At 56.7% G+C, this 15,282-nt stretch carries 12 protein-coding genes; 8 read left to right on the top strand and 4 right to left on the bottom strand.

All coding sequences use genetic code 11. The features are described from left to right. Window positions 1-2: 2 nt before the first annotated feature. The 4 genes from ilvN (at window position 3) to metG (ending at window position 5,237) form a co-directional block, all read left to right on the top strand. On the top strand, window positions 3-515 hold the full coding sequence (gene ilvN / locus QMG40_RS03735; RefSeq protein WP_283528030.1) for an acetolactate synthase small subunit: 513 nt from the start codon (window positions 3-5) through the stop codon (window positions 513-515). Between the two features lie 91 nt (window positions 516-606). Continuing rightward, a complete protein-coding gene (ilvC, locus tag QMG40_RS03730; RefSeq protein ID WP_283528028.1) occupies window positions 607-1,632 on the top strand; it encodes a ketol-acid reductoisomerase in 1,026 nt (341 codons plus the stop codon). 297 nt (window positions 1,633-1,929) lie between these two features. Beyond that, window positions 1,930-3,525 (top strand): phosphoglycerate dehydrogenase, encoded by a 1,596-nt coding sequence (gene serA / locus QMG40_RS03725; RefSeq protein WP_283528026.1) that lies wholly within the window; start codon window positions 1,930-1,932, stop codon window positions 3,523-3,525. 137 nt (window positions 3,526-3,662) lie between these two features. Then, window positions 3,663-5,237, top strand: a complete 1,575-nt coding sequence (gene metG, locus QMG40_RS03720) for a methionine--tRNA ligase (RefSeq protein ID WP_283528024.1) — start codon at window positions 3,663-3,665, stop codon at window positions 5,235-5,237. Between the two features lie 94 nt (window positions 5,238-5,331). Here the strand turns inward: metG and QMG40_RS03715 are convergent, their stop codons facing one another. From QMG40_RS03715 to QMG40_RS03700, 4 genes are all read right to left on the bottom strand, one after another. Then, entirely contained in the window at window positions 5,332-6,336 is a 1,005-nt protein-coding gene (locus QMG40_RS03715) for a type IV toxin-antitoxin system AbiEi family antitoxin domain-containing protein (protein WP_283528022.1), read from the bottom strand. Between the two features lie 175 nt (window positions 6,337-6,511). Beyond that, the gene (locus tag QMG40_RS03710; RefSeq protein ID WP_283528020.1) at window positions 6,512-9,025 is read right to left on the bottom strand and encodes an ABC transporter permease; all 2,514 of its coding nucleotides are present in this window, start codon (window positions 9,023-9,025) and stop codon (window positions 6,512-6,514) included. 3 nt (window positions 9,026-9,028) lie between these two features. Then, window positions 9,029-9,781: an ABC transporter ATP-binding protein gene (locus QMG40_RS03705; RefSeq protein WP_283528018.1), complete on the bottom strand. Its 753-nt coding sequence runs from the start codon at window positions 9,779-9,781 to the stop codon at window positions 9,029-9,031. A 146-nt stretch (window positions 9,782-9,927) separates the two neighbouring features. Next, on the bottom strand, window positions 9,928-10,620 hold the full coding sequence (locus QMG40_RS03700; protein WP_283528016.1) for a FadR/GntR family transcriptional regulator: 693 nt from the start codon (window positions 10,618-10,620) through the stop codon (window positions 9,928-9,930). Between the two features lie 230 nt (window positions 10,621-10,850). On the opposite strand from QMG40_RS03700, the gene QMG40_RS03695 reads away from it, so the two are divergent. The 4 genes from QMG40_RS03695 to QMG40_RS03680 all read left to right on the top strand — a co-directional run bounded on the left by QMG40_RS03695 (window position 10,851) and on the right by QMG40_RS03680 (window position 15,238). Next, the gene (locus QMG40_RS03695; protein ID WP_283528014.1) at window positions 10,851-12,065 is read left to right on the top strand and encodes an aminotransferase class V-fold PLP-dependent enzyme; all 1,215 of its coding nucleotides are present in this window, start codon (window positions 10,851-10,853) and stop codon (window positions 12,063-12,065) included. A gap of 66 nt (window positions 12,066-12,131) precedes the next feature. After that, window positions 12,132-13,427: an ABC transporter substrate-binding protein gene (locus tag QMG40_RS03690; RefSeq protein ID WP_283528012.1), complete on the top strand. Its 1,296-nt coding sequence runs from the start codon at window positions 12,132-12,134 to the stop codon at window positions 13,425-13,427. Window positions 13,428-13,433: 6 nt separating this feature from the next. Further along, complete coding sequence (locus tag QMG40_RS03685; RefSeq protein ID WP_283528010.1) at window positions 13,434-14,405, top strand: carbohydrate ABC transporter permease; 972 nt, start codon at window positions 13,434-13,436, stop codon at window positions 14,403-14,405. After that, window positions 14,402-15,238, top strand: coding sequence for a carbohydrate ABC transporter permease (locus tag QMG40_RS03680; protein ID WP_283528008.1), 837 nt, complete (start codon window positions 14,402-14,404; stop codon window positions 15,236-15,238). The genes QMG40_RS03685 and QMG40_RS03680 overlap by 4 nt, the downstream gene beginning before the upstream one ends. Window positions 15,239-15,282: the final 44 nt, after the last annotated feature.

Raw genomic sequence — 15,282 nt, 5'->3', positions numbered from 1 at the left:
ACATGACTCGACATACTCTTTCCGTACTGGTTGAAGACAAACCCGGTGTTTTGACCCGTGTGGCAAGCATGTTTGCCCGCCGCGCGTTCAATATCAACTCCCTAGCAGTTGGCCCCACAGAGAATGCCGGAATTTCCCGCATGACAGTTGTGGTTGATGCTGACGGTGAACTGATTGAACAAGTCACCAAGCAACTGAATAAGCTAGTCAACGTCATCAAGATTGTTGAACTTGTTTCAGAGAATTCCGTACAACGGGACCACATTCTGGTCAAGGTACGGGCGGACGCCGCTACGAGATTGCAGGTAACCCAGGCTGCAGATCTCTTTAGGGCTTCAGTAGTTGATGTGTCCACAGACTCATTGACCATCGAAGCCACCGGTTACGCGGACAAGCTTGCAGCATTGCTCAACGTCTTAGAGCCATTTGGCATCCGAGAAATCGTGCAATCAGGCACCTTAGCCATTGGGCGGGGATCCCGCTCCATGAGCGATAGGGCGTTGCGCGCCTCATAGCGCACACCATCCGCACACGCCGGCCCATGCGTCCGGCATGAAATACTTTTCACCATTGGCAACACACACCATTCATTCAAGGAGCAATACAGTGACCGACATGTTCTACGACGACGACGCAGACCTCTCCATCATCCAGGGTCGCAAGGTCGCCGTCATTGGCTACGGCAGCCAGGGCCACGCACACGCACTGAGCTTGCGCGATTCAGGTGTTGACGTTCGAGTGGGCCTCAAAGAAGGCTCCAAGTCACGTGCCAAGGCAGAGGCAGAGGGCCTGCGCGTCCTCAGTGTTGCAGAGGCAACCGCAGAAGCCGATCTGATCATGATCCTTACACCGGATCAGGTTCAGCGCTTTGTTTACGCAGAAGAAATTGCACCGAACCTCAAGGCAGGCGACGCACTGTTCTTCGGCCACGGCTTTAACATCCGCTACGGTTACATCCAGCCGCCGGCCGACGTTGATGTTGCCCTCGTTGCCCCTAAGGGTCCGGGACACATTGTGCGCCGCGAGTTCGAAGCCGGCCGCGGTGTGCCGGACTTGATCGCAGTTGAGCAGAATGCCACAGGCAAAGCACGCGAGCTGGCACTGTCCTACGCCAAGGGCATCGGTGGAACCCGTGCAGGCGTCATTGAGACAACGTTCACCGAAGAGACCGAAACGGATCTGTTCGGCGAGCAGGCGGTTCTTTGCGGCGGTGCTTCACAGCTGGTTCAGTACGGTTTCGAAGTATTGACCGAAGCCGGTTACAAGCCCGAAGTTGCTTACTTCGAGGTCCTCCACGAGCTCAAGCTCATTGTTGACTTGATGGTTGAAGGTGGCATCGCCAAGCAGCGCTGGAGCGTTTCCGATACAGCAGAGTACGGCGACTACGTCTCCGGTCCTCGCGTGATCACCCCCGAGGTGAAGGAAAACATGAAGGCTGTCCTGAAAGACATCCAGAATGGCGCGTTCGCCAAGCGTTTCATTGACGATCAGGACAACGGCGGCGCCGAGTTCGCTGCGCTGCGCAAGCAGGGCGAGGACCACCCGATCGAGGCCACCGGCCGCGAACTGCGCAAGCTCTTCTCCTGGATCAAGACCAGCGATGACTACACAGAAGGCTCCGTAGCCCGCTAACGCAGCTTATCTATCAACCTTCGACGACGGCGTCTGCCGGACCTGCCTGGTCCAGCGGACGCCGTCGTGCTTTGCCACTGCAGGCACAGTCTGTGCGGAGGTCAACACACGCTGGGCGCACGCTGAATTTGCTGTGTGACCTACATCGCTTGCGACGTACTTTGTTGCAATTGTTACGTCTGATCAAACCGGCCTCCCATAAACTGAAGCCCGTCTTTTGTTGTTGAATTAACAAGACAAGAACCAGTCACCAAGAATCTCCACAAGATTACAATCGAAAGCTAAAGAGGTCACCAGGTGAGCGCCACCAAGCCAGTAGTACTCCTCGCTGAGGAACTGTCACCCGCCACGATCGAGGCCCTGGGGCCCGATTTTGAGATCCGACATGCAGACGGCGCAGATCGCTCCGCTTTGCTTTCCGCCATTGTTGACGTTGATGCGATCCTGGTTCGCTCCGCAACGCAGGTAGACGCCGAGGCCATCGCCGCGGCGAAGAAACTGAAGATCATTGCACGTGCGGGTGTGGGGCTGGATAACGTTGATATCAAGGCCGCAACCCGGGCCGGGGTCATGGTGGTCAACGCACCAACATCGAACATCGTTTCTGCCGCCGAACTGACAATCGGTCACATTCTTTCCCTGGCCCGGCACATTCCGGCCGCCAGTACCGCGCTGAAAAATGGTGAGTGGAAGCGTTCCAAGTACACCGGGACCGAACTGCTGGAAAAGAAGCTCGGCATCATTGGTTTGGGCCGTATCGGCGCCCTGATCACCGAGCGCGCCAAGGCATTTGGCATGGAGATCGTTGCCTACGATCCCTACGTCACCTCAGCACGCGCCGCCAGCCTGGGAGTGCAGCTCCTGTCCCTAGATGAGCTGCTGGAGCAGTCGGACTTCATCACCATCCACATGCCCCGCACCCCAGAAACACTGGGCATGATTGGCACCGAAGCATTCGCCAAGATGAAGAAAACCGCCTACGTCATCAACGTGGCCCGTGGTGGTTTGATCGATGAAGCTGCCCTGAACATCGCCTTGCGCAACGGTGACATTGCCGGTGCTGGCATTGACGTATTCGTCAAGGAACCTGCCACCGACGTTGACTTCCTGGGTCTGGATAACGTCATTGCCACACCCCACCTCGGAGCCTCCACGGATGAAGCACAGGAAAAGGCTGGCGTCTCCGTTGCCAAATCAGTACGTCTGGCCCTTGCCGGCGAGCTGGTTCCTGACGCCGTGAACGTGGCCGGTGGCGTCATTGCCCCCGACGTTCGCCCCGGTATCCCGCTGATTGAGAAGCTGGGCCGGATCTTCACTGCACTGTGCCACGCTTCTGTCACCGCCATTGATGTTGAAGTTGCCGGTGAAATTGCCGCCCACGATGTCAAAGCCCTTGAACTCTCTGCACTTAAGGGTGTCTTCAAGGATGTTGTTTCCGAGCAGGTCTCCTACGTCAACGCACCGGTTTTGGCCGAGCAGCGCGGCATCAAGACCAACCTGATCACCACCTTGGAGTCTGCTGATTACCGCAACGTGCTGACCATCCGCGGGGCGCTCTCGGATGATTCGCAGATTTCCGTTTCAGGTACTTTGACTGGCCCGAAGCAGATTCAGAAGATCGTTTCGGTCAATGGCTATGAACTTGAAATCCCGATGAGCGATCACCTCTTGGTGATCGCTTACGCGGACCGTCCCGGCGTTGTTGGCGCGTTGGGTCGCCTGCTGGGGGAGAACCAGGTCAACATTGCCGGCATGCAGGTTGCCCGCCACACAGAAGGAGGGCAGGCGCTGGCCCTGATCACGGTTGACAGCTCCGTGCCGCAGTCACTGTTGGAAGCCATCAAGGTTGAGATCGGTGCCACCATGGCCCGCGAAGTGGACCTGGAAGACTAATCTCCACACCTCTTCCTAGGTACAACAACGGCGCGGTCCCCACTTTGGTGGGGACCGCGCCGTCGTTCACTTTCCAAGCGTGGACATGCGGTGTTCCAGGAATCTACGTTTAAGGATTTTCACGGTAAATTCATAGGGTGAGAACTACTGACTCGGCCAAGACGCCTTACTACCTGACAACCGCCATCACGTACCCCAACGGCGTTCCGCACATTGGGCACGCGTACGAATACATTGCTACCGACGCCATGGCCCGGTTCAAGCGCCTTGACGGTTTTGATGTCATGTTCCTGACTGGCACAGATGAGCACGGTATGAAGATTGCCCAGACGGCTGAAAAAGAGGGCCTCACGCCCAAAGAACTCGTTGACCGCAACGTCACAATTTTCAAGGAAACCCATGCGGCCCTTGGCATTAGCTATGACCGTTTTATTCGCACCACCGACGCCGATCATTACTCCGCCTCTCAGGCCATCTGGCAGAAGATGGAAGAGGCCGGGGATATTTACTTAGGCAAGTACGAGGGCTGGTACTCGGTTCGTGACGAGGCCTACTACGGCGAAGATGAGACGGAACTGCGTGAGGACGGAAACCGCTACTCCAAGGTCACCGATACTGTACTGACCTGGACCGAAGAGGAAAGCTACTTTTTCCGACTCTCCAATTACCAAGACAAACTGCTGGCACTCTACGACTCTGTACCCGAATTTGGTGCCCCCCGAACGCGCTTCAACGAGGTCATCAGCTTCGTCAAGGGAGGGCTCGAAGACCTCTCGGTTAGCCGGACCACATTCGACTGGGGAGTGCCGGTTCCTGGCAACGACAAACACGTCATGTATGTCTGGGTTGATGCGCTGACCAACTACTTAACAGGTGTGGGCTACCCTGATGTGGACTCAGAGGCTTTCAAAAAGTACTGGCCGGCAGATGTTCACGTCATCGGCAAGGATATCTCCCGGTTCCATGCCGTGTACTGGCCGGCATTTTTGATGTCCGCCGGACTTGAATTGCCCAAGCGCGTAATGATCCACGGTTTCCTGCACAACAATGGCGTGAAGATGTCCAAATCGCTGGGTAACGTGGTGGCTCCTGCCGACTGGGTTGCCCAATACGGGTTGGACCAGGTGCGCTTCTTCTTGCTGCGTGAAGTTCACTTCGGGGCCGACGGCTCCTACAACCATGACGCTGTGGTGGGTCGTATGAACGCTGACCTGGCTAATAACCTGGGCAACCTAGCCCAACGTTCACTGTCCATGGTGGCGAAGAACTGCTCAGGTACCGTGCCTGCCCCTGGTGCATTCACCTCTGCCGACGAGGAGATTTTGGCTGCTGTACATGGGCTGCTTGAGCACTCACGCAACGCTTATGAGGTGCAGGATTTCCATGGCTCGTTGGAGAAGATCTGGCTTGTTTTGGGCGACACCAACGCTTACTTCGCCGAGCAGGCCCCATGGGTGCTGCGCAAGACTGATGTGGCGCGGATGGAAACAGTTTTGTACGTGACATTGGAGATCCTGCGCATTGTTTCGATCCTCATCCAGCCCGTGATGCCTGACGCGGCCGGTAAGCTGCTGACAATTTTGGGCCAGGGCACCGAAGCAGAGGATACGCTTCGCCAGTTCACGGCCATTTCCACTCCCTTGGTGGCCGGAACCGTGCTGCCCGCTCCGACGCCGATCTTCCCACGGTATGAGGAGCCGGCCGAGGCGTAGTCTCCCTTATTACCTAAAAGCCGCCGGTTGCGGATAAAGCCACCCCGCGCGCGGTGGCTTTATCCGCAACCGGCGGCTTTTGTGGTGGGCGGCGCTATTTTTGACGCAGTCCCGCTTCGCGTAAAAGGTAGATGAACCGTTCCCTGTTCATCATTTCCTTCCAATCCCAGCGCACGAAACCATTTCCTTGGGCACGGATCTGGTTCTCACGTTGCTTTTCCTTCAACACGCGTTGTTGAATGCTGAGCCCACCTCCCCAATCACCGCGCAGGTACTTGCCCTTGCCATCAAATTCACCCACTATTTTCTGCTCCTCGAACCAGAAGTCCACAAACGCGTTGCTGCCATCACGTAGTGTGAAATGTTTTTGCAGTACGGGCGCGGGGAATCCCCATTGGTGCATTTTTGCACGGCTGATCGACTCGCCGGCCGATCCTGAGAGGGAGGAGCTGAAGTTGATGATGGCAAGGGCTCGTCGCTGCGCGGCCTTGGTGGGTAGGAGCTCTGCTGAGTTCACAAGGTCCGCAAGCTGTAATGGCGGACCTTGTGGGTCTGTGCTCTGCCATGTTGGCTCGGTGAAGTCCGACTCCGAACCTGCGGGAGTGAAGTGATTGAGCATGTAGTTGCGGTTTGGGATGCGCAAACTTGAGTCGCAGATGGCCACCGCGGAGGGAAAATCAAGTGACAGAATCAGTTGCATGACGGTTGTAATTTTGTCTGTTAGTAAGAACGGGCCACAGCGCAGCATCCCTTCAGTCATCGAACCGCGGTGACGGACCACCCCGTTCTTGGACCGGCCGCTGGTCATAACATCCGTCATGACGTGCAGCTTCTGGGGTGTTCGCACTAGCCAAAGACCCCATAGGAGCCCAGCGGTGGCATGCGTAAAAACGGGCTGTCGCAGTGTTTGTTGTTGGTAAGCGAGCGTCTTCATGCCGTATTTTTGTGGCAGATTGAGTTCAGTCCACTCGGTAGATTTCATATAGATGCCACGCCGTAGGCGTGTCAGCTCACCTTTATTGGTAAGCGTGACAAGTGCGCGGCGGTCTTGTCCCACCTTTTCAAGATCGGCCGGACGGATCAGGCGTGGCAAGTTCATACATCCGAGCGTTCCACCCGGAGAGCGAGAGTGAAAGAGGCACGGTTGCAATTGTGGATAACTCCCGGCTGTGCACAACCTCGACCCATTGGGTAAAGCCGCCGGTTGCGGATAAAGCCACCCGGCGCCGAGTGGCTTTATCCGCAACCGGCGGCTTTAGCGCTGCAGGGGCCGCTCAGTCCATGGCCATTCCCTCAACAGGTGAGACCTTCGCAGCGCGGTGAGCCGGCACTACTGAGGCCAGGAGACCGGCAACGCCAGCTACGAGCACCACCATCAAGATTTGACCCCAAGGGATCATGACTGAGACGTCGGCAAAGTTGCCTAGGGCCGATTGCGCGCCAGCCCAACCGTAGATGACGCCCATGAATGAGCCTATGATCGCGGCAACTCCGGCAATCAGGACTGCTTCCAGCGCCAACATGCCTCGCAGCTGACCTCGTGTGAGACCCAGGGCCCGCAGTAAGGAATTTTCCCGGGTCCGTTCCAACACGGACAATGACAGCGTGTTCGCCACGCCGATCAGCGCAATGAACACGGCCACGGCCAGCAGCCCTGTAACCACAAGCAGCAACATATCGATGATCTGGTTGAACATGGCCTTCTCCAGAACGGCACCGCTGACCTGGTAATCGTCAATATGCAACGCACTGGCCAGAGATGTGCGCAGATCCGTTAGGGCGTTAGCATCTAGTGACTCGTCAACGGAAATCCATAGGGGAGCAATTTCTTGGCTGTGCAGCGGGTCGCCGGCATCCAGCGCAGGGAAGCTCGCCAAGGAAACCAGAGCATTTGAGCCATCGGTTGTGGCTGGGGTTGCGCTCAGAGTGGTTGTTTGAGTTCCGGCGGCCAGACTGACCGAGGTGCTTTGGAAACTCTTGGGCAGTACTGCTGATGTAGGGCCGGGACGGTTGGCGGGATTCGCCAGTAAAGCCAGCGCATCGGACTCTGATATTGCGTAGGCAGGCAGCTGCGTATCCCCGACCACTATGGAACCAACCAGCTCCAGTTTGGCAATATGCTTGACGCCAGGGAGTGCCGCTGCTGCTGCGATATCGGCCGGCGAAATCGCGGTTGCCCCGGGATAGCTTTGGGCGGTGATATCGACCGGATAACTACCGTCAAGCTCGGTATCAAAGGCATGTCTGGCTGTTGCTGCGCCAGTCATCATCATGGTTACAAGAGTCACTCCAATGAGGAGGGCTGAGGCCGTTGCCGTGGTCCTACGCGGATTCCGCACCGCGTTGGCGGCGGCCATTCGCCCCGGGACCCCGGCGGGACGAGCCAGTATCCCAGCTAGTGAGACCAGCTTGGGCACAATGAGAGTGGCCATCATCAGGATGCCTATGAAGGAGGCAGCTCCGGAGGGCAACGCCAAGAGTAGGTTTGCGCTCAGGCCGCCAACAACCAGCCCCACGCCGCCGAGCAGCGTGAGCACAATCCCGATTATTAGACGTGCGCGGCCGCCAGCATTCTGCAGTGAGGCGTCATCAACGGGCCGCAACGCAGCCAGAGGTGCCACAGCTGTTGCAGCTCGGGCGGGAACTAGAGCGGACAGTACCGTGAGCGAGGTTCCCACCACAAGCCCGGCAATGATGGCCGACGGCGGCACCGCCAAAGTGGCGAAGGTGAAGTCAGGGTTGTTGGCCAGCAGCGTCAAGATCAAGGCCATGATGCCCGCCGCTGTAAGAACACCCAGTATCGAGGCCACGAAGCCCACAATGAGTGCTTCAACTATGACGGAGTTGCGAATCTGTTTCCGGCTGGCTCCAACACAGCGCAACAGTGCCAACTCCCGAGTCCTCTGAGCAACCAGCACGGAGAACGTATTGGAGACCACCAATGCCGAAACTAGCAAGGCAACGGCGGCGAATGCCAACAAGATGATGGTCAGTTGGTCCTGACCCCCTGTGAACATGGCCACCATTTCAGTGGTGTTTTCATCCGCTGTCAGGATTGTTGTTGCAGGACGGTCCAGACTGGTGGAGAGCGCCGATTTGGCCTCATCCACGGTGACACCGGGTTTTAGCTTCATAGCGATGCTGTCAAAGTTAGCGTCGCCGGGCGCAATGGTGCGCACTGCGGCCAGTGTGCCTACAAATTGCGCTGAGCCCTGCAACATGGGGTTTGTGGAGGAGGCCATGATGCCGGTGATGCTTGCCTGCAGACTGGTTGCAGCAGCGCCACCGGTGGCATCTGCGGAGGCAGTATTGCTGCCGGATACGGCCTCACCTTTCACAGTGACTTTGCTACCTATCGTGAGGGAATTGCGCTTGGCGGTTTGCGCATCCACCACCACCTCGTTCTTACTGGAGGGCCATGCTCCCGAAAGTAACGCGAGAGGCTCCAAGGCTGGGTTGTCCGGCATATTCCGGAAGGACGCGCCAAGGGAAGCGTTGCCTAGATCAGACTGGGCATACACCGAAATCAGGGGGTAGGACTGAGCCACCAGTGAAGATGAGGCAACCATTTCAGCCGAACTCGCCGTCAACAGTTGCTCGTTTGTGGGGGAGATGAGCAAATCGGCTGATGCGTACTCTTGGCCGATGCTGGCCTTCAAGGATGCCTTTGTGGAGGCATTGACCATCAGTGTTGCCGAAAGAAATGCGACCGCTAGGAGCACGGCCAAAGTAATGGCGATAAACCGCCGCGAATGAGTTTTAAGTTGGCTCAGGGAAACGTGCAACACGACTTATGCCCCCAAGGAAGCCAGCGAAGCCAGCACCGACTCGGCGGTGGGATTCTCCAACTGGCCCACCAGTTCGCCGTCGTTCATCAGAACCACGCGGTCAGCATAGGAGGCTGCCACCGGATCGTGGGTGACCATAATAATGCTCTGACCCATCTCCCGGGATGAGCGGCGCAACATGCCCAGGACTTCGGCGCCGGAGCGCGAATCTAGGTTTCCCGTGGGCTCATCGCCGAAAATGACATCGGGGCGGGTGAGTAGAGCTCGGGCAACGGCAACCCGTTGTTGCTGGCCTCCGGAAAGCTCGTGCGGCTTGTGTTTGAGCCTGTCGGTTAAACCCAGCGTAGTGGTGATGAAGGTGAACCATTCCTTGTCCACTGTGCTGCCTGCCAGGGCCACCGGTAAAGTGATGTTGGCTTCTGCGGTCAGGGTCGGGACTAGATTGAAGGCTTGGAAGACGAAGCCAATCCGGTCCCGGCGCAGTTGTGTTAAAGCCTTGTCGTTCAGTGCGGTTAGCTCGGTGTCGCCTAGATGGATGGTGCCTGAAGAGACTGAGTCCAGGCCAGCCAAACAGTGCATCAGTGTTGATTTTCCGGAGCCTGAGGGGCCCATGATCGCGGTGAATTGGCCGGCGGGGAAATCCAGATCCACGTTCTTCAGCGCGGTCACCTCTGTCTCGCCTTTGCCGTAGCTTTTACGCAATCCGCGGGCCTGAACCGCTAGCGTACGTTGTTTTTGCTCTGTTGTGATGGTCATGGCTTCAGCCTATTTTTTTTACTGGCTTGGCGGATCGGAGCAAGGGTGGATATGAGGGTAATGTCCGACGCCGGAACGTCCTACCAGGTGTGGAGTGCAGTCCCGGAGGGGCCAGTTTGGGTCCATAAAATGGGCCGGAGCCGGACCTAGCGGTCAAGGTCGGGCGCGGGTCTGAGTTTCTTAAGCCAGAACTCCGTCTGCGCAATGTGCCCGGCGGTCGCTGTGGCTGCGGAGGAAGGGTCCCGGTTTCTGATCGCTTCAACAATGTCCCGATGGCCCTTGTTGCTGGCCTCGCGCACGTTCGCTCCTTCAACGCTGTCAAAAACATTGAAATGCCGGCCTCGGGACCGAAAAAGACCCATCAATGAGGTCAGAGTTGAATTGCCGCCAGCGGCACAAATTGCTTCGTGGAAGCGGGCATCTAAGTCGGAGATGTCAGCGGAGTTCTCGGTGGCCTCCATTTTGGCCACCAGATCATCCAATTCTGCCATGAGCTCAGGTGTTGCCCGGGCCGCTGCCCCGGCGGCAGCATGTGATTCCAAGGAGCGGCGTATTTCGAAAAGTTCAAGAACGCTGTCAAAGGGGAAAAGGTCCACTAGCAACGCGAAGCCCTTGAGGATCTGTGCCGGTTCAAGGGAGGAAACATAGGTTCCAGAGCCGTGTCTAGCTTCCATAACGCCCAAGGCAGACATGGCGCGGATTGCCTCGCGTAGGGAACTACGCGAAACACCAAGTTGTGCGGCCAGTTCGCCTTCGGGCGGGCATTTCTGGCCAGGCAGCAGCTCACCGGATGCGATCTTGGCCCGCAACCCTTGCATGGCCGTCTCCACTGCGCTCATCGGAAGTCCCTTTCGGTAACTGTTGTCATGGTCCTTCGAAATCTACAGACTCATCATATGTGTTGCAAAAGTCCTCATATGTCTTTTATGTATTCGCTAGCAAAAACAGGCCGTCTGCAGTCAGTTTGTAAAAGTCATCGGACAATTTTACTAACTCATCTCTTGTCTTGATCCAAAATGTGAGGTAGCTTACTGATGAATCGTTACCAGCCGCCAACAGAAAGTACTCCGTGGCTTCTTCTTGCAGCACAGCACCATCCGCGCTTCTGACTCCGGAGGGGCAGCCCGCCCTGACTGATTGGTCGCTGAGCGCTGACAAACTTCATCTCAACCATGGTTCGTTCGGCGCCGTGCCCCGTGCCGCTCAGGAACACCAGCTGGCCTTGAAGGCTCGCATGGAGGCCAACCCCTGCACCTGGTTCATGGGCCAGTCCGTAGCCTTGGCCACCACCCGCCAAGAAATTGCTGACTTCCTTGGCGTGGCTGCCAATGACTTGGCTTTGGTCCCTAATGCCAGTGCCGGCGTCAGTGTTGTTTACAATTCTATGACCTTCGCCGCCGGCGCCCAGATTGTGACCACAAATCATGCCTATGGTGCCGTTCTAGAAGGTGCGCGCCGGGTCGCCCGCGAATGTAACGGTGAGGTGCGTGTCGCCGTCGTGCCGCTAGAGGCCGATGCGGCCAAGAGCGCTGAACTGATCATGGCGCAGGTGACCGAGCGCACGGCCCTGATCGTGATCGATCAAACCACCTCGGCTACAGCGCGTGCTCTTCCGGTGCTGGAGATCGCCCGGGCCGCCAAGAAATTGGGCATCCCGTTGTTGGTGGACGGGGCACACTCACCCGGGGCTGAAGCTGAGCCCGTGCCGGATTTCGAGGGCGTTTGGGTAGGCAATTTGCACAAATTTGCGTGCGCTCCTCGGGGAACGGCAGCGGTGGTGGCTCGCGGACCCTTGCGTGAACTATTACACCCGCTGATCGATTCCTGGGGGTTCCCGCACGCATTTCCAGAGAACTTTGATCATGTGGGCACTCAGGATGTCAGCCCGTGGATGGCGGCCAAGACCGCTTTTGACACCATTGAAACCCGCTATGGGTGGGATGCCGTCCGGAGTTACTCCTGCGCCTTGGCAGATTACGGCCAGTCCATTATCCAAGATGCCCTCACCGCCAAGACGGGGCAGGATGCAGCGGTCGACGTCGGAATGCAGGTTAATCAGTTGCGGCTGGTCAGGCTTCCCCAAGGGTTGGCAACGACGCACGAGGATTCCCACGCCGTACGTGCCTGGATCTCCGAGGTTCTGAACATTGAAACCGCTATCACCACTTTTGGCGGGGCCGGCTTCCTGCGGCTTTCGACCCATGTCTACAACACGGCCAGGGATTATGAATACTTCGCCGAACGAGCGGTCCCTGAACTTTTCCGACTGGCACATCTGCGTTAGCCACGCAGAACCGCTCCCTGTAGCTCTCCGCAAAACACACCGCCGCCACACTATGAAAGGCCTCCCATGAAAAAGAAAATCACTACCGTCACCGCCTTGGGCGTTGCCGCAGTTCTTGCCCTATCCGGCTGTGGCGGAGGTAATTCCTCTGCAGAGGGCACGGTCACCCTAAAAATGGTTGAGAGCCTGACTAATCCCACCCGAACGGACACTTTAAAATCACTCTTGGCAGGATTTGAAAAAGCTAATCCTGGTATCAAGGTGGACCTCATCTCACCACCAACGGACTCGGCAGATCAAAAAATCCAGCAAATGCTGCAGTCTGGTAAAGGCATTGACGTGGTTGAAGCCCGAGACATCACGGTTGGCTCCTTCGGCGCGAATAAGTGGTTGTATGACATGAGCGCGGATCTGAAGGACTGGGACGGCTGGACGAACCTCACAGATAACGCAGTTAACTATTCCAAACAAGACGGCAAGACCTACTACATTCCCTATGGTTTCTACGGGCTCTCGCTGTTCTACCGCACGGACTTGGTGAAGGAGGCAGGGTTCTCCGGACCACCGGCGAGCTGGCAGGACCTCCTGAAACAGTCAGAAAAGCTGAACGAACCCGACGCCAATAAGTTCGGCTACGCCTTCCGCGGAGGACCCAATGCCAACTCCAACGCCGTCGCCGTAATCGAGGCCTACACAGCAGATCAGATTGATCTAGAGAATGCTTTCAAACTCACCAACGGAAAAACCATCTTCTCCGCTCCCGAGGCACAGCAGGCCATGGATGACTACTTGGAGATTTTCAAGAAAGGATCTCCGCCGTCGTCCGTGGCATGGGGCTACCCGGAAATGGTTCAAGGCTTCAGTAACGGTTCCACAGCATTTCTGCTCCAGGACCCTGAAGTAATCGCCACCATCAAGGAGTCAAAATCCATCAAGGATGACCAGTGGAATGTTGCACCATTGCTTGTTGGCCCCACTGGTAAAGCCATCCAACCGGTAGCAACGGCAGGCTGGGGTATCGCTGAGTCCAGCACCGCCAAGCCAGAAGCCATCAAACTCATCAAGTACCTCTCGCAGGGCGAGCCGGCCACGCAGTTTAGCAAGGACAACTCACTGGTCCCGATTCTGAAATCTGCTGCCGAGGATCCGTTTTACAGCACAGGCCCCTGGGCCGCATACGTCACCATGACCGAGAACCCGGAGACTTACATTTCGGCCGTACAGCCCCGTGGCGTGGCTTGGTGGACCGAATGGATTAAGAAGTCCGACGGCGAACTGCAGCGCGTTCTCACCGGCAAGATGACCACTACGGAACTCTTGGCCAGCTGGGACAGCTACTGGACCGAAAAGATGGCGGGCTAGTCACCTGTGGCACTGAAAGCTAAGCAGGAGGGGGTGCGCGGGCAGAGCCTTGCCGGCGCACCACCAGCACCGAAGACTGTCTACTCCCGGAAGAAACGGTTCAACTCCAGGACCGCACTGACGCTACTGGCCTTCATGGCTCCCGCAGCAATCTTTGTTGGCATCTTTACCTACTATCCAATGATCTCGGGCAGCCAGATGGCGTTCCGTCATTGGAACCTTAACGATCTTTCCGACACCTCATGGGTTGGTTGGGGCAACTTCGTTACCCTTTTCGAGAATCCAGAATTTGGCACTATTGTTCGCAACACTGTTGTCTGGGTGGTTGGTTCGTTGGTGCCCCAGGTGGTTATCGGGTTTGCGCTGGCATTGTTCCTCAAACGGCGTTTCAGATTTCGCAGCGCATACCAAGCGCTCATCTTCTTCCCATGGGCCGTGTCCGGATTCCTGATCGGTATGCTCTTCCGCTGGATGTTCAACGCCGAGTTCGGCGTTGTCAATGATCTTTTGATGAAGACGGGGCTGACGGACTCGCCCATCCCGTGGCTGGCCGAACCCAGCTTCGCCATGACCGCCATCATTGTGGCCAATATTTGGTACGGCGTGACGTTCTTCGCCATTATGATTCTGGCCGCGCTGCAGTCAGTCTCCGAAGACATGTATGAAGCGGCGGCGATTGACGGTGCCGGGAAAATCCGGACCTTCTTGAGCATTACTCTGCCAGCCATTTCAGTCACGCTGGGGCTTACCATTCTCTTGCGCATTATCTGGATCTTTAACTTCCCGGATGTCATCTGGGCTATGACCGGCGGCGGACCGGCTGACCAAACCCACATCATCACCACCTACATGATCAAAATTACTCAAGAGGGTGATTACGGTCAGGCCTCGGCACTGGGCTTGATAGTGGTCTTTACCTTGATGTTGTTTGCCGCGTTCTACCTGATGGCCGTGCGTCCCCGAAAGGCAAACCGATGATCAATAAACAAACCGCTTTGGGGCGCACCACCAAGATCATCTTTTTGGGCCTCGCGTTGATTGTGACGATCTTTCCGTTGTACTGGATTGTTGTCACGTCACTGAAGGCTCCCGGAACAATCTACTCATTGCCCCTAGACTACTGGCCCAAGGAATTGTCCTTGGAGAACTACGTTGGATTGTTCACGAAGTCCGATTTTGGCCGGTACATGATCAACAGCTTGTTGGTGGCCACAGTTGCCGCCACGGTGGCGACCCTGATCTCCCTGCTCTCGGCATATGTGCTGGCACGTTTTCAATTTTCGGGACGCGGCGCGGTCTTGGGAGCCTTTCTGCTGACCCAGATGATCCCGGGATTTATCGCACTAGGCCCGTTGTACATGATGATGACAAACTTCAATTTGGTTGATTCTAAAACCGGACTGATTCTTGTCTACATCGCTATCTGTATTCCGTTCTGCACCATCATGCTCCGTGGCTTCTTTGAAAACGTGCCGGATGCGTTGGAGGAGGCTGCCATGATTGACGGCTGCTCACGACTTGGTGCGCTCTTCCGTGTCTTGGTGCCCGTTATGATGCCGGGCATTGCTGCCAGCTTCATCTTCAACTTCGTCAACTGCTGGAATGAACTATTCCTGTCGGTGACGTTGATGAATAGCGATGAAAACAAGACCATTCCGACGGCGCTTGCCGGTTTTATCTCCAGCTTCAACATTGACTGGGGTTCCATGTCAGCTGCCGCCGTACTGACGGTTGTCCCAACCTTGGTTATCTTTGCCTTCGCCAGCAAGTTCATTGTGCAGGGACTGACAGCAGGTGCAGTGAAGGGCTAACCCTAAAAAAACGGCGAATAGGGTGTCTCGACCACGAATCAAAG

Source organism: Arthrobacter antibioticus (assembly GCF_030063205.1).
Lineage (GTDB): Bacteria > Actinomycetota > Actinomycetes > Actinomycetales > Micrococcaceae > Specibacter.
The sequence above is the reverse complement of the archived record's forward strand: the minus strand, read 5'-3'. Positions and strand labels throughout refer to the sequence as shown.

Coding starts and splice junctions, on each gene's coding strand:
- ilvN (WP_283528030.1), top strand. CDS start 3: ATGACTCGACATACTCTTTCCGTACTGGTTGAAGACAAACCCGGTGTT.
- QMG40_RS03715 (WP_283528022.1), bottom strand. CDS start 6,336: ATGAACTTGCCACGCCTGATCCGTCCGGCCGATCTTGAAAAGGTGGGA.
- QMG40_RS03705 (WP_283528018.1), bottom strand. CDS start 9,781: ATGACCATCACAACAGAGCAAAAACAACGTACGCTAGCGGTTCAGGCC.
- QMG40_RS03700 (WP_283528016.1), bottom strand. CDS start 10,620: ATGAGCGCAGTGGAGACGGCCATGCAAGGGTTGCGGGCCAAGATCGCA.
- QMG40_RS03690 (WP_283528012.1), top strand. CDS start 12,132: ATGAAAAAGAAAATCACTACCGTCACCGCCTTGGGCGTTGCCGCAGTT.
- QMG40_RS03680 (WP_283528008.1), top strand. CDS start 14,402: ATGATCAATAAACAAACCGCTTTGGGGCGCACCACCAAGATCATCTTT.